Raw genomic sequence first — 17,628 nt, forward strand, 5'->3', positions numbered from 1 at the left:
TTCCCCTGTAGCGTGTGCATCGCTCTTAGTGGGGGTTCTCATTACTGCAAGACTATAAGCAGTATTTTTCCAGGAAGATAACATTATGAAAAATTTTAAAAAAGCGACCATAACTTGGCTAGCGCTCAGTCTACCTTGTTTTACTCACGCATATTGCGAACAATCGCTATCAATTCAGGTTAAGCAGCTTGACACAGATCTGACTACATTTGATCAAACTGCAAACAGGGGTTGGCGAAAACTGGCAGCCGAAAAATGCTATAAGCAAGCGGCGACGCTTATCGAACAGTATATTGAACAAGCCAACAACGAGAATAGCGCACTACAGTGGCACCTGCTCCAGATGCATGCCATGGCAGGAAACACCCTCCAGGCAATCAGCCTCGGCCAGGAGATTGTTGCAAAGGCTCCCCCGAGCCAACCGGCGTTCCTCTGGAAAGAGTATGTCCAGGCGACAGTCGCATTTCTTGAGGGAGACAATCAGCAACTGCTGCGCAACCGCAATTTACTTGCCAGACATAAACACTCAAAGCCGAACGAACTGAACCTGATGGCCTTAGACAGACTCATTGCCAATATCAGAAAACCCTATGCAGACGCATATTTTGCAAAATAAAAAGTTTGTATTTAAAAAAGGCTCCACTGGTTTAATGCCGCTCAGTTAAGCAATTGACATTATGCACAGAAAGATCAGAATCCGATGATCACAGGTCATCGGTTTTTTATACTCGCTTCTCAAGCACTTGATGCTATTAATAACTTCAAACCTCACCAAGTCGATTCTCTAGCGGAGTTATTACCTTTAGAGCTTATCGAAAAAGCCTAGTCTCTCACTGATAAGGCAGCTCATTGAAACGACACCCAATAATAGTTTGACCTTATTCGACCGAGGCTTTTATTCACGTGGGTTACTGCATCAATGGCAAACAACAGGTGCTGAACGCTACGTCGTCGGTTACCAGAGTGGTAAAGCAATAGTTATGGGGGGATATTACTGACCGACCATTTAATTCGCTACCAGATGGTTCAATGTATGACATTAAAAGGCGATTACGGCCTTATTAGTTGAGTTTTAACAGTGCACTTGCCCATATTATGAGGCTACTCGTTGGATTGCCATATTCCACCCCAGGCGCAATTCCAAGGCAACTTAAGAACTTCTGCGGAATAACTGAAAGCCAGCTCCTAGAACCCAGACGGCAAAGGAGTTTTCCACGAACGGTTAAGAAAAGGCCAAGTCGATATCCCAGAAAAAACAATGCCGCTCACCATAAGTGAACGGCATTAGCCAGTAGGTGTCTTTTTGACATCAGTTTAATTGCTGGAGTAGTAGCAAACATCACATACACGTAAGAACTGCATGTTATGTGTAATACGACTATTCCATTGCTGATTGTCATCCTGGCTGTAATGGGTATACTCACGCATAAACCAATACCCTTCCCTTTGCTTATGTAGCAACTTAAAATTCAGTACATTCTTCTCGGTCTGGGCACTCAGGCACTCTGCATAGGTCTCTTCATTACACGGCAAAATAAAGCTCATACTGTTGTCGTCTTCCATCTGCCAACGGCCATTAGGCCCGAAAATACCGCCAGTGTATATAATCGCCCGACCATCAGACTGCGGCTCAAGTACCAAGTGTCGGCCTTTGTTATTCAAATCCATAGTATCGATGTAAAAAGTCCGCATGTAATCTGCCTGCGTTGGCTCAACCAGACTTGGCAGCGTTGCTATACTTGCCAGGATAAAAGGCGAATCCCCGCCACGCTCTCTTATATAAGCAGATTGGTTGTTGAAAAACTGTCCATATCTAACCGTCTGCGTGTATTTCTCAAATGTATAGCTCAGCGTATCTCGTGTTCTGCTCAATGATACATCCAAACGGTGTTGCTCTCCCGTTACACCATCTGTTGCTTTATAAACCCCCGCTGTAGCAGAGGTGAATTCGAGCATTGTGTTCACAGCGTTGAATGTTCCTCCCGTCGGCAGCTCTCCACTAAGAACCGGCGAGAGTCCCAGGGTTTGCCTGCCCGCAGAGAACTCTGGAATGTCCATCATCTCCAGGCCTCGGTATATTTTATAGCTGTGCCTGGGTACCATGACATCGCTAAGCCCTTCGTAATTGCTCCATTCAGCTTCTGGTACTAAGCCTGAATCAACTGTTGGCACAATTTCAAAACGATAAACAAACTCCAGAGCCACAAAGTCGCCCTTCGCAGCTACAATTTTTGCGCTGAGAATATTAGGGTCAAAACTCAGTTTTTTGAATGTTTGCGTGCTGGTATTCAGAAATTCTTTTTCTAATGAACGACCAAAGAGGTTTCTCTCCGGTCCGCCGCTCAAAATTTGATAGTTATCACCATCATAGTACGGGGCATAATGAAACGGCACTTGCTGTTTATAGTCTTCATAGTCAACAGTCAGGACTCCGCCAATCAGGCTAGGCACGCTGGTACTTGTGGACAGCTTACTGACGTATACATCATCAGATAAACGTTGTTCAATGTAGTAGTTGTATTCGAGTGATTTTACATCCCCTTTTGTTAACACAACCAACTCGTAGTCCTGCTCACTGGCATGTATTTTTACCGCTATTTTATCGTCTTGTTGTGCGACAACTTCAATAGGTAAAAACTGAGGACGACTACAATGCGCGATACATTCGGCCTCTCGTGTAGTGAGCTCAATATCATCCGGATTTTTCCAGTCAAATGCGAAACCCTGGTTCTTATAAAGCCCCAGTCCTTTGTTATCATCCGCAAAATGAAATAGCACGTCTCCAGATTGGTTAGACCAGGTACCCTTTACAACGTCGTCGGACAAAGTGATGGTCTCTGAAGGATGAGATTCAGGATCAGCTGTTATCTGAATAACGATAGTCTGTGCTGACGTATCTTTGGAGTCAGACAGTACAAAATCTATGCTATGGGTATCTACATCAAAGAGATCTGGCTCGGCAACTAAAGACAATGTAGTGCCGGTTTGATCCAACTTCAGCCATTGGGGTAGGTTTTCTGATGAAACACTAACAGGATCCCCTTCTTTATCGCTTAATTCAAAGCGCTTGGTGCTCTGCATATTGGCAGAAATGACCCATGTCCCCTCGTCATTCTTCAGGGTCGGGGCAGTATTATGAGCTGAACTTTGGCCACCCTGAGTGCCCGGCGTGACATTACCCGTTGGTTCAGATGACCCGCCACCGCAACCAGCGAGCAGGGCAATCACTAAAGACCCCAATAAAAATCTCATACAACTTCCTATAAACAAAAAATAGCGACATGATTGAAAAATGATGCTTACCAAACAAGGTCAAATCACGATGCTGAATCAGGCACAGATACACTTATGTAAGCATCTTCTGAAACAAAGAGGTAAGACAAGCAAAAAATCGAACGGGGATTATACAGAAAAACAAATCAAATTGAACAATAAGCCATCAGAAGAATTGTAAAGAAAAGATCAAAAAAGGCGCCCTGAGGCGCCTTTTTTACAGTACAGGTAAAGTGATTACCAGCCTGCTTTTTCTTTTAGTGCAGAACCGATCTCAGCCAGTGAGCGAACGGTCTTAACGCCAGCAGCTTCAAGGGCAGCGAACTTCTCGTCAGCTGTACCTTTACCGCCTGCGATGATTGCACCAGCGTGACCCATACGCTTACCTGGAGGCGCTGTAACACCTGCAATGTAAGAAACAACTGGTTTAGTCACGTTGTGCTTGATGTACTCTGCCGCTTCTTCTTCAGCTGTACCACCGATTTCACCAATCATGACGATTGCTTCAGTCTTAGGATCGTTCTGGAACATTTCCAGTACGTCGATGAAGTTAGTGCCTGGGATTGGGTCACCACCGATACCTACACAAGTAGACTGACCGAAGCCAGCGTCAGTAGTTTGCTTAACCGCTTCGTAAGTCAAAGTACCTGAACGAGATACGATGCCTACTTTACCAGGAAGGTGGATGTGACCAGGCATGATACCGATCTTACACTCGCCCGGAGTGATAACACCAGGACAGTTAGGACCAATCATGCGAACGCCAGTTTCTTCCAGCTTCACTTTAACATCAACCATATCTAGTGTAGGGATGCCTTCAGTGATACATACGATAAGCTCGATACCTGCGTCGATCGCTTCAAGGATAGCGTCTTTACAAAATGCAGCTGGTACGTAGATTACAGATGCAGTTGCACCAGTAGACTCTACCGCTTCACGTACCGTGTTGAATACTGGCAGACCCAGGTGAGTTGTGCCGCCTTTACCAGGAGAAACACCACCAACCATTTGCGTACCGTACTGGATAGCTTGCTCAGAGTGGAAAGTACCCTGGCCACCAGTGAAACCCTGACAGATTACTTTAGTATCTTTGTTAATTAGTACAGACATTATTTGCCCTCCGCAGCAGCAACTACTTTCTCAGCAGCGTCAGTTAGAGACTCAGCTGCAATGATGTCAAGGCCAGAGTTAGCGAGTACTTCACGACCCGCTTCAGCATTAGTACCTTCAAGACGTACAACTACTGGTACGTTTACGCCAACTTCTTTAACCGCACCGATGATACCTTCTGCGATCATGTCACAACGAACGATACCGCCGAAGATGTTAACTAGTACAGCTTTAACGTTGTCATCAGACAGGATGATCTTGAACGCTTCAGATACACGCTCTTTAGTCGCACCGCCACCTACGTCAAGGAAGTTAGCCGGCTTACCGCCGTGCAGGTTTACGATGTCCATTGTACCCATAGCCAGGCCAGCACCGTTAACCATACAACCTACGTTACCGTCTAGTGCAACGTAGTTCAGCTCGAAGCTTGCTGCGTGAGCTTCACGCGCGTCTTCTTGTGAAGGATCGTGGAATTCACGGATCTTAGGCTGACGGAACAATGCGTTGCCGTCTACACCGATCTTGCCGTCAAGACAGTGCAGGTTGCCTTCGTCAGTGATTACCAGAGGGTTGATCTCTAGTAGTGCAAAGTCGTGGTTGATGAACATGTCAGCAAGACCCATGAAGATCTTAGTGAACTGTTTAACTTGAGTTGGATTCAAACCTAGTTTGAACGCAAGCTCACGACCTTGGTAAGCCTGAGGACCGACTAGTGGATCGATCTCAGCTTTGTGAATTAGTTCTGGCGTGTTGTGAGCAACTTCTTCGATCTCAACACCACCTTCAGTTGATGCCATGAACACGATTTTACGTGAAGCACGGTCAACAACAGCACCCAGGTATAGCTCATTTGCAATATCAGTGCAGCTTTCTACTAAGATTTTAGCAACTGGCTGACCTTTCTCGTCAGTTTGGTAGGTTACCAGGTTTTTGCCTAACCAGTTTTCAGCAAATGCGCGGATCTCGTCTTTGCTGTCTGCCAGTTTTACACCGCCCGCTTTACCACGGCCGCCAGCGTGTACTTGACATTTTACAACCCACTTGTCACCACCGATTTTACCAGCAGCTTCTACAGCCTCTTGAGGCGTGTCACAAGCGTAACCATCTGATACAGGTAAACCATATTCGGCAAAAAGTTGTTTTGCCTGATACTCATGCAAATTCATGATGCTTTATCCAATTTTTTATACTAAAAAAGCTGAATATTTATGCAAATAATCAGCTATCCCAAATTGCGCCCATAGTATAGATCTCAAGGCCTTGTATGAAAACCCCAGTAAGACTAATGGCGCAAAAAAAAAGCTGTATGCGGACATTATGCTCACATACAGCTTAATCTTTAATCTAGATGATTAAACGTCCAGAAGCAGACGCGTTGGATCTTCCAGAAGTTCCTTAATTGTAACCAGGAAGCCAACCGATTCTTTACCATCGATTTGACGGTGATCGTAAGACAGCGCCAGGTACATCATAGGCAGGATCTCAACCTTGCCATTAACTGCCATTGGACGGTCCTGGATTTTGTGCATGCCCAGGATTGAAGACTGTGGCAAGTTGATGATAGGCGTAGACAGTAGTGAACCAAATACACCACCGTTAGTGATAGTGAAGTTACCACCAGTCATATCGTCAACAGTCAGTTTACCGTCGCGGCCTTTAAGTGCCAGCTCACGGATACCTTTTTCGATTTCAGCAACAGACAGCTTGTCACAGTCGCGTAGTACAGGTGTTACCAGACCACGTGGTGTAGATACTGCAATGCTGATGTCGAAGTAGTTGTGGTAAACAATGTCATCGCCGTCGATAGACGCGTTTACTTCAGGGAAACGTTTCAGTGCTTCTGTAACTGCTTTCACGTAGAAAGACATGAAACCAAGACGGATGCCATGGCGCTCTTCGAATACGTCTTTGTACTGCTTACGAAGGTCCATGATAGGCTTCATGTTTACTTCGTTGAACGTCGTCAGCATCGCTGTTGAATTCTTTGCTTCAAGCAGACGGTTCGCGATTGTCTTACGCAGGCGAGTCATAGGAACGCGCTTCTGAGTACGGTCGCCCATTGGTGCCGCAGGAGCTGCTGCCGCTGGCGCTGCTGCTGGTTTTGCCGCAGGTGCTTTCAGGAATGCATCAACATCTTCTTTAGTGATGCGACCGCCTTTGCCACTACCTTTGATTTGTGACGCATCAAGACCTTTTTCAGCAATCAGGCGACGAACAGATGGCGTTAGTACATCTGCATTGTCATCGCTTGCAGGCGCTGCTTCTGCCTGTGCAGCTGGCGCTGCTGCTGGTGCACCACCGGCAACCAGTTTACCAATCACTTGCTCACCCAGAACGGTTTCACCCTCTGCGTGGATGTGCTCGCCCATTACACCGTCTTCTGGTGCAACAACTTCAAGCACAACTTTGTCTGTTTCAATGTCTACCAGGTTTTGGTCACGGCTTACCGCTTCGCCTGGTTGTACATGCCAAGTTGCAACTGTAGCGTCTGCTACTGATTCAGGAAGTACAGGTACTTTAATGTCCACTTCTTTACCTTCTGCTGCTGGCGCCGCTGCTGGCGCTGCTGTTTGTTCATTTGATTGCGCTGGAGCGGCATCTGACGCGCCCAGCTGTGCGATAACTTGCTCACCAAGAACCGTTGCGCCCTCTTCTTCAGAGATAGCGACAATAACACCGTCTTCTGGTGCTACAACTTCTAAAACTACTTTGTCAGTTTCGATATCTACCAGGTTTTGGTCACGGCTTACTTTGTCACCAACGCTTACGTGCCATGTGGCCACTGTTGCATCGGCAACAGATTCAGGAAGAACAGGAACCTTAATTTCGGTCGTCATCTCTAATTCCTTATTTCTTAATAGTTAAAGCGTCAGCAATCAACGCATTTTGTTCTTTTGTATGGGTCGACATATAGCCACATGCAGGCGCTGCTGCAGCTTTACGACCGGCGTAAGTCAACTTCGCACCACTTGGGATAGCTTCCCAGAAATGGTGTTGTGAACAGTACCAGGCACCTTGGTTCTGAGGCTCTTCCTGACACCATACGAAGTCTTTAACGTGCTGGTAGCGAGCCATGATCTCGTCCATCTCTTTGTGTGGGAACGGATATAGCTGTTCCACACGAACGATAGCGACGTTATTCAGCTCTTGCTTGCGACGCTCCTGTAGCAATTCGTAATATACTTTACCGCTACAGAACACAACGCGCTCGACGTTTTCAGGATTGATGTCATCAATCTCGTCGATCATGTTGTGGAAAACACCTTCGGACAACTCTTCCAGGCTAGAGACAGCCAGAGGATGACGAAGTAAAGATTTAGGTGTCATTACAATCAGTGGACGACGCAGAGGACGTACTGACTGACGACGTAACATGGCATAAACCTGTGCAGGTGTACTTGGTACACACACCTGCATGTTGTGGTCTGCACACAGTTGCAGGTAACGCTCAAGACGCGCCGAGCTGTGCTCTGGGCCCTGACCTTCGTAGCCGTGTGGCAGTAATAAAGTCAGACCACATAGGCGGCCCCATTTTTGCTCACCTGAGCTCAGGAACTGGTCGAATACCACCTGGGCACCATTCGCGAAGTCACCAAATTGTGCTTCCCACAGTACCAGTGAGGTTGGCTCAGCAGTCGCATAACCGTATTCGAATGCTAAAACGGCTTCTTCAGACAATACTGAGTCGTAGACCTCAAACAGACCCTGGCCATCGCGTACGTTTTGCAACGGCAGGTAAGTTGAAGCATCAGCCTGATTGTGAACAACCGCATGACGGTGGAAGAAAGTACCACGACCTGAATCCTGACCGGTCAGACGAATGTCTGTGCCCTGATCAACCAAGGTTGCGTAGGCAAGTGTTTCTGCCATACCCCAGTCAAGTAGCTTCTCGCCACTGGCCATGGTCTTACGGTCGTCGTAGATTTTCTTAACGCGCGACTGCGCTTTGTGGTCAGCCGGGTAAGTCGAGATTTTTTCACTTAATTCTCGCAGCTTTTCAACTGGCACACTTGCCTCATAGGCCGTATCCCAGTCGTGACCGACATATTTAGACCAGTCTGAAGAGTGCTTGGTCTCAGGCTGAATTTCTTCAACCACAATTTGACCTTTATCCAGACCGTTGCGATAGTCATCAGCCAGCGTCTTCGCTTCTTCAGCGCTCAATACGCCTTCTGATACCAGTCTGTCAGCATAAATCTGACGCGGTACAGGGTGCTTTTTGATCTTCTGATACATCAGAGGCTGAGTTGCATTCGGCTCGTCGGCTTCGTTGTGGCCATGACGACGGTAACAAACCAGGTCGATCACCACATCACGCTTAAATTTATTGCGGAAATCAAGGGCAACTTGCGTTACAAACGCAACCGCTTCCGGGTCATCTGCGTTAACGTGGAAAATGGGCGCCTGAACCATCTTAGCGATGTCAGTACAGTACTCAGTTGAACGCGTGTCTTCCTGGTTTGACGTAGTGAAACCAACCTGGTTATTCACCACGATGCGGATTGAACCACCAACACCATAAGCGCGAGTCTGAGACATGTTGAATGTCTCTTGTACTACACCCTGGCCGGCGATGGCCGAGTCACCATGAATGGTAATTGGCAGTGCTTTAGAACCGCTCTTACAGTTTAGACGATCCAAACGTGCACGTACCGAGCCCATAACCACCGGGTTAACGATCTCAAGGTGCGACGGGTTAAACGCCAGCGCCATGTGCACATTGCCGCCCTGCGTTGCGAAGTCTGACGAGTAGCCCATGTGGTATTTTACGTCACCAGAGCCTGCTGACTCACCGTACTTGCCCGCGAATTCATCAAACAGCACTTGTGGGTTTTTGCCCAGTACGTTGACCAGTACGTTCAGACGACCACGGTGTGCCATACCAATGACCACTTCTTCCTGACCACTTTCGCCGGCACGATGTACCAGCTCTTTCAGCATAGGAACCAGTGCATCACCGCCTTCCAGTGAGAAACGTTTTGCGCCTGGGAATTTAGCACCTAAATATTTTTCCAGGCCATCAGCAGCGGTCAGGCCTTTTAGGATGCGAAGCTTAGTTTCTTTGTTGAATTTAGGCTGTGCGAAGGTCGATTCGATGCGTTGCTGTAACCAACGTTTTTCTTCTGTTGAAGTAATGTGCATATACTCTGCACCAACGGAACCACAATAAGTGGTTTTCAGCGCGTTGTATAAGTCTTTTAACTTCATTGTCTCTTGGCCTGAAGCAAAAGAGCCAACGTTATATTCTTTTTCCAGGTCGGCATTGTCTAAATCATGATAGGCCAGGTCGAGTTCGCGAACTCGATCACGCTGCCATAGATCCAATGGATCTAAGTTTGCGTTTTGGTGACCCCTGAATCTGAATGCATTAATAAGCTGCAAAACACGAACCTGTTTTGCATCTGCCGCACCTTCTGCAGAAACGATTACTTCTCTGTGTTTGTTTTTAGCAAGGTCAGCAAACTGAGATTTGACCTCTGAATGCTTAACATCAACATCAACGCCCTCAACCTTCGGCAGTTGATCAAACACTTCTCGCCATTCTTCTGGCACTGAAGCCGCATCATCAAGATACGCCTCATATAAATCTTCAACATATGCAACGTTGCCGCCGTATAAGTGCGAAGATTCCAGCCATGCCTTCATCACACCTTCGTGCATTTATTAGCCCTTTTTCTAGCGCAGAAACTTAAACGAAAACAAGATGGCATGCTGAGCATGCCATCTGTAGATTTAAATATGTATTAAACCGAACGATTTAACAACATAGATTTAATGTGTCCGATCGCCTTAGTAGGATTCAAGCCTTTCGGACAAACGCTTACACAGTTCATGATACTGTGACAGCGGAAGACGCTGAACGCGTCATCAAGGTCAGCCAGACGTTCTTCTGTCGCTGTATCACGGCTGTCAGCCAGGAAGCGATACGCGTGAAGAAGGCCCGCAGGACCGATAAATTTATCTGGATTCCACCAGAACGACGGACATGACGTTGAACAACATGCACACAGAATACACTCGTACAGGCCATCCAGCTTGTCACGCTCTTCAATGCTCTGAAGGCGCTCTTCACCGCCAGTTGGCTTGTCATTGATTAGGTAAGGTTTTACCTTCTCGTACTGAGTGTAGAACTGGCTCATGTCGATAACCAGGTCACGGATAACTGGCAGACCTGGCAATGGACGAACAATGATCTTGCCTTTGCCATTATTCTGCAGCGCAGATAATGGAGTGATACAAGCCAAGCCGTTTTTACCATTCATGTTTACACCGTCTGAACCACACACACCTTCACGGCATGAACGGCGGAATGACAATGTTGGATCTTGCTCTTTCAACATTAACAGTGCGTCTAGCACCATCATGTCGCGACCTTCTTCAACCTCCAGCTTATAGTCTTGCATACGAGGTGCTGAATCTACGTCAGGGTTGTAACGATAAACAGATAATTCTAAAGTTGCCATCGCTTAGCTCCTAGTATGTACGTGCTTTCGGTGGGAATGCTTCACGAGTCTTAGGCGCAAAGTTTACTTCACGCTTAGTCATCGTGTCTGACTCTGGGTGATGCAAAGAGTGGCATAGCCAGTTCTCATCGTCACGCTCAGGGAAGTCAAAGCGAGAGTGTGCACCACGGCTTTCTGTACGGAAGTTAGCTGCAACGGCAGTTGAGTAAGCTGTTTCCATCAGGTTATCAAGCTCTAAGCACTCGATACGCTGAGTGTTGAACTCAGTTGACTTGTCGTCAAGACGCGCAAACTTAAGACGCTCACGGATCTCTTTAAGTTCTTTAAGACCATCTGCCATCGCATCACCTTCACGGAATACCGAGAAGTTAAGCTGCATACATTCTTGTAAATCTTTCTTGATTTGAACCGGATCTTCGCCTTTGCCTTTCTCTGAAGATTCCCAACGGTTGAAGCGTGCAAATGCCTGCTCAACGTCGTCAGAAGATGCATCACCTGTAGACTCAAAGCCTTGCAGGTAAGTACCCAGGAAGTTACCAGCCGCACGACCGAATACCACCAGGTCAAGCAGTGAGTTACCACCCAGACGGTTTGCGCCGTGTACAGATACACACGCGATTTCACCCACCGCGAACAGGCCTTCAATGATGCGCTCTTCGCCGTTTTCATTCACGTTCAGTACCTGACCATTTACGTTGGTCGGTACACCACCCATCATATAGTGACAGGTTGGGATAACCGGAATTGGCTCTTTAGCTGGGTCAACGTGTGCGAATGTCTTAGACAGATCACATACGCCTGGCAGACGCAGGTTAAGCATTTCTTCGCCAAGGTGGTCAAGCTTAAGCTTGATGTGAGTACCCCAAGGGCCTTCACAACCGCGGCCTTCACGGATCTCCGTCATCATTGCACGTGCAACAACGTCACGGCCCGCAAGGTCTTTCGCGTTAGGCGCATAACGTTCCATGAAACGCTCGCCGTCTTTATTCAGAAGGTAACCACCTTCACCACGACACCCTTCAGTTACCAGTGTACCCGCACCCGCGATACCGGTTGGGTGGAACTGCCACATTTCCATGTCCTGCATAGAGATGCCAGCACGAACCGCCATACCAACGCCGTCACCAGTATTGATGTGTGCGTTAGTCGTTGATGCGTAGATACGACCCGCACCTCCGGTTGCCAATACAACCGCTTTAGACTTGAAGTAAACAACTTCGCCGCTTTCGATGTCGATTGCAGTTACACCGACGACGTCGCCTTTGTCGTTTTTAACCAGATCAAGTGCGTACCACTCAGAGAAAACGTTAGTTTTGTTCTTAACGTTTTGCTGGTACAAGCAGTGAAGCAATGCGTGACCCGTACGGTCTGCCGCTGCTGCTGTACGTGCAGCCTGCTCACCACCAAAATTCTTAGACTGACCACCGAAAGGACGCTGATAAACACGGCCGTTCTCAAAACGAGAGAAAGGCAGACCCATGTTTTCAAGTTCAGTGATTGCCTCTGGACCGGTTTTAGTCATGTACTCGATGGCATCCTGATCACCAATGTAGTCAGAGCCCTTTACCGTATCGTACATGTGCCATTCCCAGTTGTCCTCGTGGGAGTTACCCAACGCAACTGTGATACCACCTTGTGCAGATACCGTATGAGAACGTGTCGGGAATACTTTAGAGATCAATGCACAAGTTTTGCCTGACTCAGAAATCGCAAGCGCTGCACGCATGCCAGCACCACCGGCGCCAACTACTACAGCGTCAAATTCACGAACATTATATTTCACTTAAACACCCCACAATACAAACAGGCCAACAGCAACATACGCCAGTGCCATCAGATTAAGTACAAAGCCCAGCACAGAACGCATCGTTGAACATTTAACGTAGTCAGTCAGAACCTGCCACAAGCCAATGCGTGTGTGGATCATGATGCATACCAGTGTAATGATAGTTGCCGCTTTAACGGCCAGGTTTGAGAATAAACCTGCCCAGGCTTCATAGCTGATTTCGGGCGTTAGCAGAAAATAGCCAACGATAAATACCGAATAAGCCAGGATGATTAGTGCTGTTGTGCGCAGTGACACATAGTCTTGCACACCGTCGCGCTTCAGAGTTGCTTGATTTAAGACCATATCCACACTCCTGCCAGGATGGCTACGATTACCCACAGCGCCAATGCGATTTTCGCACTGGTGTTGCCCGATTCCAATTCTTCCCAATAACCCATGTCCTGGATCATGTGACGGACACCGCCAATGATGTGGTAAGACAATACAGTCAGGGTGCCCCACGCTATGAATTTTGCAATAAAGCCAGTCATTAGCTCTTTAACAAATTCAAACCCTTCAGGAGAAGAAAGAGACTCAGACCACGCCCAAATGACAAAGGTCAACGCGAAGAATAACGCAACACCGGTGATACGGTGCAAGATCGACGCTTTTGCCGTAGGTGGCATAGATATAGTCGTAAGATCTAGATTTACAGGTCTTTGCTTTTTCACAGTTACTTGCCCATCTTGCTCACAAAGGAGCTCATCTACTTGTTTTTATAAAACCACTTGCGCTGGTCGCACAAATGGCACACTCTAGATATACCTGTTTAAACACTGAGCGGTTCACATTGTGAAAAATGCCAATGTAAAAATAGGTTTACCCACAGACGACACGGTATAAAACCGTAGATAGTATATAAGGCCGAGCGGCCTTTTACAATTCTTGTTTAGATTGAGACGCTTGCGAATTAGCCGATGGTATAATATTTAAACGGCGTAGAATATTTATCATACATTTCTGCATAATTCTCAGAAAAATTGACTTTCCACCCCTATTTTAAGTTAGAATGATCTGAATTTGCTTAACATTAGTATCACAACATAACAATCAGAATATTGTTATTTCATAGGAGATAAATAGATGGCAGATAAGAAAGCCACAGTCCATATCGATGGTCATGATCCGATCGAACTCCCGATCTACTCTGGCACTGCTGGCCAGGACGTAGTCGACGTCCGCACACTTGGCGCTCACGGCTTCTTCACATACGACCCTGGTTTTATGTCGACTGGCTCTTGCGAATCATCTATTACTTATATCGATGGTGCAAAGGGTGTACTACTACACCGTGGTTACCCAATCGAGCAATTAGCAGAGCAATCTAACTACATTGAGCTGTGCTACCTGCTTCTGAACGGTGAATTACCAAACGATACGCAACTTGAAGAATTTGCAAAGAACATCACGCACAATACTATGCTGCATGAAAAAATTGCGTCTTTCTTCCAGGGCTTCCGTGTCGATTCTCACCCGATGGCGATGCTATGCGGTGTGGTTGGTGCATTGTCTTCGTTCTATCACGACGACCTGGACATCTCAGACGCGGATCAGCGTATGCGTTGTGCAATCAAACTGGTTGCTAAGCTACCTACGATTGCAGCAATGGCGTACAAGTACAACACGGGTCAGCCGTTCGTTTACCCACGTAACGACCTGAGCTACGCAGAAAACTTCCTGCACATGATGTTCTCAGTTCCTGCTGAAGAGTACAAGGTAAACCCTGTACTGGCCAAAGCAATGGACCGTATCTTCATGCTACACGCAGACCACGAGCAAAACGCGTCTACTTCAACGGTACGTCTTGCTGGTTCTTCGGGCGCTAACCCTTATGCGTGTATCGCAGCGGGTATCGCGTCACTATGGGGCCCTGCGCACGGTGGTGCAAACGAAGCGTGTCTGAACATGCTGGAAGAAATTGGTACTGTTGACCGTATCGACGAATACGTTGCAAAAGCTAAAGACAAGAACGACCCGTTCCGTCTGATGGGCTTTGGGCACCGCGTATACAAAAACTTCGACCCGCGTGCGACCGTAATGCGTCAAACTTGTCATGAAGTTCTGAAAGAGTTGAACATTCAGGATCCACTGCTTGACGTTGCAATGAAACTGGAACAGATCGCACTGGAAGACCCGTACTTCGTTGAGAAGAAACTGTACCCGAATGTTGATTTCTACTCAGGTATCATCCTGAAAGCAATCGGTATTCCGACCAGTATGTTCACTGTGATCTTCGCTATGTCTCGTACTGTTGGCTGGATCTCACACTGGAACGAAATGCTGTCACAGCCTGGCCATAAAATTGGTCGTCCACGTCAGCTGTATACGGGTTACACAGCGCGTGATTACAAAAAAGAAGGTGAAAGATAAGCATCGCTTAACTAGCACTTTGAAAAGGGTTGCCACTGGCAGCCCTTTTTTGTGCCAGACCAGTTAGACAGACTTGCAAGGCCATATAAATCCGGTAAAATCCGCCTGCTCAGGCGCAGTAGGAGACCCTTTTGAACGATAACCCTTGCACACAACTTCGGCATGATTTCCCCATTTTTGAGGTATCGGTTGACGACCAGCCATTGTGCTATCTGGACTCCGCGGCAACCACGCAGAAACCACATCAAGTGATCCAGGCCGTAAAGAATTTTTACCAGTCTCAAAATGCCAATGTACACCGGGGTTTACACACGCTCAGTGAACAGGCAACCACAGCCTACGAGGCTGTGAGGGTTAAAGTTGCGCAGTTGTTGAACGTGCAAAGCAAAGAAATCGTCTGGACCAGTGGTGCTACCGCCTCTTTGAATTTAATCGCGTTTGGCCTGAGTGACAACCTGAATAAAGATGATGTGATCCTGCTTTCGCCATTGGAACATCACGCTAATATCGTGCCCTGGCAACTTGCCGCAAAGCGCACCGGTGCACGTATTGAGCTATTGCCAGTGGATGCACAAGGTGTTCTTCAGCTTGAACAAGCAAAAACGCTGATAGAGAACTTAAAACCCAAAGTAATGAGTATTTGCCATGCCTCTAATGCGCTGGGCAATATCAATGATGTGGCAGCACTGATAGCGAGCAGTAAAAGCTCAGGCACGGTTACTGTGGTAGATGGCGCCCAATCTTTATTACATCTGCGACCAGATTTACAGCAACTGGATTGCGATTTTTATGTGTTTTCTGCTCATAAGGCTCTGGGTCCGACCGGACTGGGTGGCCTCTTCGGTCGCTATGAATTGCTTAATGCCCTGCCCGTTTATCAAAGCGGCGGTGAAATGATTGACACCGTGAGTTTCAGTGGCACAACCTTTCGTCCCGCGCCAGAGAAATTTGAGCCCGGCACACCCAATATTGCCGGTGTGATTGGCTTTGGCGCAGCGCTTGATTACCTGGCAGCACAAGATCATGAAACCCTGTTCCAGTATGAGCAATCACTGTATCAGAGCCTGCTTCAGCAACTGAGCGAAATTGACGGGATCCGGATTTGGGGCGATACCGCTAACAATGTCGGTACGGTTAGTTTTAGTTATAAAGATGAGCATCATTACGATCTGGCAACCCTGCTCAATACCCACGGTATTGCCGTCAGAAGTGGCCACCACTGCACGCAACCGCTGATGGCGCATCTGGGCATTGAAGGCACCATTCGTGTCAGCCTGGCGTTTTACAACAACCAGCAAGACATCCATCGGTTTATTGTGGCACTGAAAGACACCATCAGTTTATTAGAAGAGTAATTATGGACTTATCACACATCGAGCACACCCTGGCTCAGCACGGCGCCTGGCAGGGCAAGTATCGTGAAATCATGCTACTGGGCAAGGCACTACCGGCCATGCCGGATGCACTAAAAACGGATGACGCACTGGTGAAAGGCTGTGAGAGTAAAGTCTGGTTACACCTTGACCTGGATGAACAACGGCAACGTCTGGTACTGATAGCGGACTCAGACACTCGCATCGTCAAAGGTTTACTGGCGATTATTCTGGCTTGCTATAACAACCAGTTACCGCAAGAAGCAGGTAAGCTTGATGCCTATGAGCTGTTTGACAAGCTGGGGCTGATCAAGCACCTGAGCCCGTCTCGCGGCAACGGAGTGCGCGCTATCGTAGAGCGTATTCATCAACAGCTTCAGGTGCTGCAATAGCACCTGAGATACATACCGCGAATTAGCCCGCTTCGCGCGTACGCTTGTCCAGGTACTTGCGAATAGCCTTTGCCGCAGCAAAAAAGCCAAAGCTGCCCGTCACCATAGTTGCAGAGCCAAACCCGGTCGCACAATCCATATTTTTGCTACCATCAGCCATTTGCTTAGCTTTACAGACACTGCCGTCACCAGTTGGGTAAACCAGTTGCTCCGTTGAGTACACACAATCAACGGCAAACTTACGCTTCGGATTGGTAGTGAAGTTATATTGCTTACGCAGCAGGTATCGGACTTTTGCAAGCAAAGGGTCATGGGTGGTTTTAGCTACATCCCCATAGCAGATCTGACTAGGATCTGTCTGACCACCCGCGCCGCCGGTGGTGATCACCGGAATTTTTTGCCGCTTACAGTGGGCGATCAGCGCCGCTTTTTCTTTGACTGCATCAATACAGTCGATAACATAATCAAAGCCCTGAATATGCTCTTTGATATTATCCAGGGTGATAAAGTCATCTATCACCTCAACCTGGCAATCCGGATTGATGGACTGACAACGCGCCTGCATGGCTTCGACCTTAGGCTGGCCTATGGTTTGCGTTGTCGCATGCAGCTGGCGATTGATATTAGTGACACAGATATCATCCAGATCAATCAAAGTAATTTTGCCTATGCCAGTACGCGCCAGTGCCTCTGCCACCCAGCTGCCCACACCGCCAATGCCTATTACACAGAAGCTAGCTTCGCCAAGCCAGGTTAGCTCTGTATTACCATACAAGCGGCCGATGCCACCAAATCTTAACGATGTATCTTGCGTCATA

General features: G+C 47.5%; 14 protein-coding genes. 4 read left to right on the forward strand and 10 right to left on the reverse strand.

The window, feature by feature from the left end; all coding sequences use genetic code 11:
• Window positions 1-85: 85 nt before the first annotated feature.
• The gene (locus tag MHN33_RS00115; protein WP_239393141.1) at window positions 86-616 is read left to right on the forward strand and encodes a hypothetical protein; all 531 of its coding nucleotides are present in this window, start codon (window positions 86-88) and stop codon (window positions 614-616) included.
• Window positions 617-1,314: 698 nt separating this feature from the next.
• On the opposite strand, the gene MHN33_RS00120 is transcribed toward MHN33_RS00115, so the two are convergent.
• The 9 genes from MHN33_RS00120 to sdhC form a co-directional block, all read right to left on the reverse strand.
• Window positions 1,315-3,252 carry a hypothetical protein gene (locus tag MHN33_RS00120; RefSeq protein ID WP_239393142.1) on the reverse strand — a complete coding sequence of 646 codons (1,938 nt, stop codon included), beginning with the start codon at window positions 3,250-3,252 and terminating at the stop codon, window positions 1,315-1,317.
• A 258-nt stretch (window positions 3,253-3,510) separates the two neighbouring features.
• Window positions 3,511-4,383, reverse strand: a complete 873-nt coding sequence (gene sucD / locus MHN33_RS00125) for a succinate--CoA ligase subunit alpha (protein WP_010381473.1) — start codon at window positions 4,381-4,383, stop codon at window positions 3,511-3,513.
• Complete coding sequence (sucC, locus tag MHN33_RS00130; protein WP_125782083.1) at window positions 4,383-5,549, reverse strand: ADP-forming succinate--CoA ligase subunit beta; 1,167 nt, start codon at window positions 5,547-5,549, stop codon at window positions 4,383-4,385. The genes sucD and sucC overlap by 1 nt, the downstream gene beginning before the upstream one ends.
• Window positions 5,550-5,735: 186 nt before the next feature.
• Window positions 5,736-7,220, reverse strand: a complete 1,485-nt coding sequence (gene odhB / locus MHN33_RS00135; RefSeq protein WP_239393143.1) for a 2-oxoglutarate dehydrogenase complex dihydrolipoyllysine-residue succinyltransferase — start codon at window positions 7,218-7,220, stop codon at window positions 5,736-5,738.
• 10 nt (window positions 7,221-7,230) lie between these two features.
• Window positions 7,231-10,044 carry a 2-oxoglutarate dehydrogenase E1 component gene (gene sucA, locus MHN33_RS00140; RefSeq protein ID WP_239393144.1) on the reverse strand — a complete coding sequence of 938 codons (2,814 nt, stop codon included), beginning with the start codon at window positions 10,042-10,044 and terminating at the stop codon, window positions 7,231-7,233.
• A gap of 83 nt (window positions 10,045-10,127) precedes the next feature.
• A complete protein-coding gene (locus MHN33_RS00145) occupies window positions 10,128-10,847 on the reverse strand; it encodes a succinate dehydrogenase iron-sulfur subunit (protein ID WP_010381481.1) in 720 nt (239 codons plus the stop codon).
• Window positions 10,848-10,857: 10 nt separating this feature from the next.
• Window positions 10,858-12,630, reverse strand: a complete 1,773-nt coding sequence (gene sdhA, locus MHN33_RS00150) for a succinate dehydrogenase flavoprotein subunit (protein WP_010381483.1) — start codon at window positions 12,628-12,630, stop codon at window positions 10,858-10,860.
• Window positions 12,631-12,978 carry a succinate dehydrogenase, hydrophobic membrane anchor protein gene (sdhD, locus tag MHN33_RS00155; protein ID WP_239393145.1) on the reverse strand — a complete coding sequence of 116 codons (348 nt, stop codon included), beginning with the start codon at window positions 12,976-12,978 and terminating at the stop codon, window positions 12,631-12,633. It lies immediately after the preceding gene.
• Entirely contained in the window at window positions 12,969-13,346 is a 378-nt protein-coding gene (sdhC, locus tag MHN33_RS00160; RefSeq protein ID WP_239393146.1) for a succinate dehydrogenase, cytochrome b556 subunit, read from the reverse strand. The genes sdhD and sdhC overlap by 10 nt, the downstream gene beginning before the upstream one ends.
• A 412-nt stretch (window positions 13,347-13,758) precedes the next feature.
• Here sdhC and MHN33_RS00165 point away from each other — a divergent pair, with 412 nt between their 5' ends.
• From MHN33_RS00165 to MHN33_RS00175, 3 genes are all read left to right on the forward strand, one after another.
• Window positions 13,759-15,045: a citrate synthase gene (locus MHN33_RS00165; RefSeq protein ID WP_239393147.1), complete on the forward strand. Its 1,287-nt coding sequence runs from the start codon at window positions 13,759-13,761 to the stop codon at window positions 15,043-15,045.
• Window positions 15,046-15,176: 131 nt separating this feature from the next.
• Window positions 15,177-16,400, forward strand: coding sequence for a cysteine desulfurase (locus MHN33_RS00170; RefSeq protein ID WP_239393148.1), 1,224 nt, complete (start codon window positions 15,177-15,179; stop codon window positions 16,398-16,400).
• 2 nt (window positions 16,401-16,402) lie between these two features.
• Complete coding sequence (locus MHN33_RS00175; protein ID WP_239393149.1) at window positions 16,403-16,810, forward strand: SufE family protein; 408 nt, start codon at window positions 16,403-16,405, stop codon at window positions 16,808-16,810.
• Between the two features lie 22 nt (window positions 16,811-16,832).
• On the opposite strand, the gene tcdA is transcribed toward MHN33_RS00175, so the two are convergent.
• On the reverse strand, window positions 16,833-17,627 hold the full coding sequence (gene tcdA / locus MHN33_RS00180; protein WP_239393150.1) for a tRNA cyclic N6-threonylcarbamoyladenosine(37) synthase TcdA: 795 nt from the start codon (window positions 17,625-17,627) through the stop codon (window positions 16,833-16,835).
• Window position 17,628: the final 1 nt, after the last annotated feature.

This window comes from Pseudoalteromonas sp. OOF1S-7, from assembly GCF_022347765.1.
Lineage (GTDB): Bacteria > Pseudomonadota > Gammaproteobacteria > Enterobacterales > Alteromonadaceae > Pseudoalteromonas.

Bases quoted from the DNA above. Each gene is read 5' to 3' on its own strand.
- tcdA (WP_239393150.1), bottom strand. From the start codon at position 17,627: ATGACGCAAGATACATCGTTAAGATTTGGTGGCATCGGCCGCTTGTAT.
- MHN33_RS00115 (WP_239393141.1), top strand. From the start codon at position 86: ATGAAAAATTTTAAAAAAGCGACCATAACTTGGCTAGCGCTCAGTCTA.
- MHN33_RS00145 (WP_010381481.1), bottom strand. From the start codon at position 10,847: ATGGCAACTTTAGAATTATCTGTTTATCGTTACAACCCTGACGTAGAT.
- odhB (WP_239393143.1), bottom strand. From the start codon at position 7,220: ATGACGACCGAAATTAAGGTTCCTGTTCTTCCTGAATCTGTTGCCGAT.
- MHN33_RS00120 (WP_239393142.1), bottom strand. From the start codon at position 3,252: ATGAGATTTTTATTGGGGTCTTTAGTGATTGCCCTGCTCGCTGGTTGC.
- MHN33_RS00165 (WP_239393147.1), top strand. From the start codon at position 13,759: ATGGCAGATAAGAAAGCCACAGTCCATATCGATGGTCATGATCCGATC.
- sucA (WP_239393144.1), bottom strand. From the start codon at position 10,044: ATGCACGAAGGTGTGATGAAGGCATGGCTGGAATCTTCGCACTTATAC.
- sucD (WP_010381473.1), bottom strand. From the start codon at position 4,383: ATGTCTGTACTAATTAACAAAGATACTAAAGTAATCTGTCAGGGTTTC.
- sdhD (WP_239393145.1), bottom strand. From the start codon at position 12,978: ATGGTCTTAAATCAAGCAACTCTGAAGCGCGACGGTGTGCAAGACTAT.
- MHN33_RS00175 (WP_239393149.1), top strand. From the start codon at position 16,403: ATGGACTTATCACACATCGAGCACACCCTGGCTCAGCACGGCGCCTGG.
- sucC (WP_125782083.1), bottom strand. From the start codon at position 5,549: ATGAATTTGCATGAGTATCAGGCAAAACAACTTTTTGCCGAATATGGT.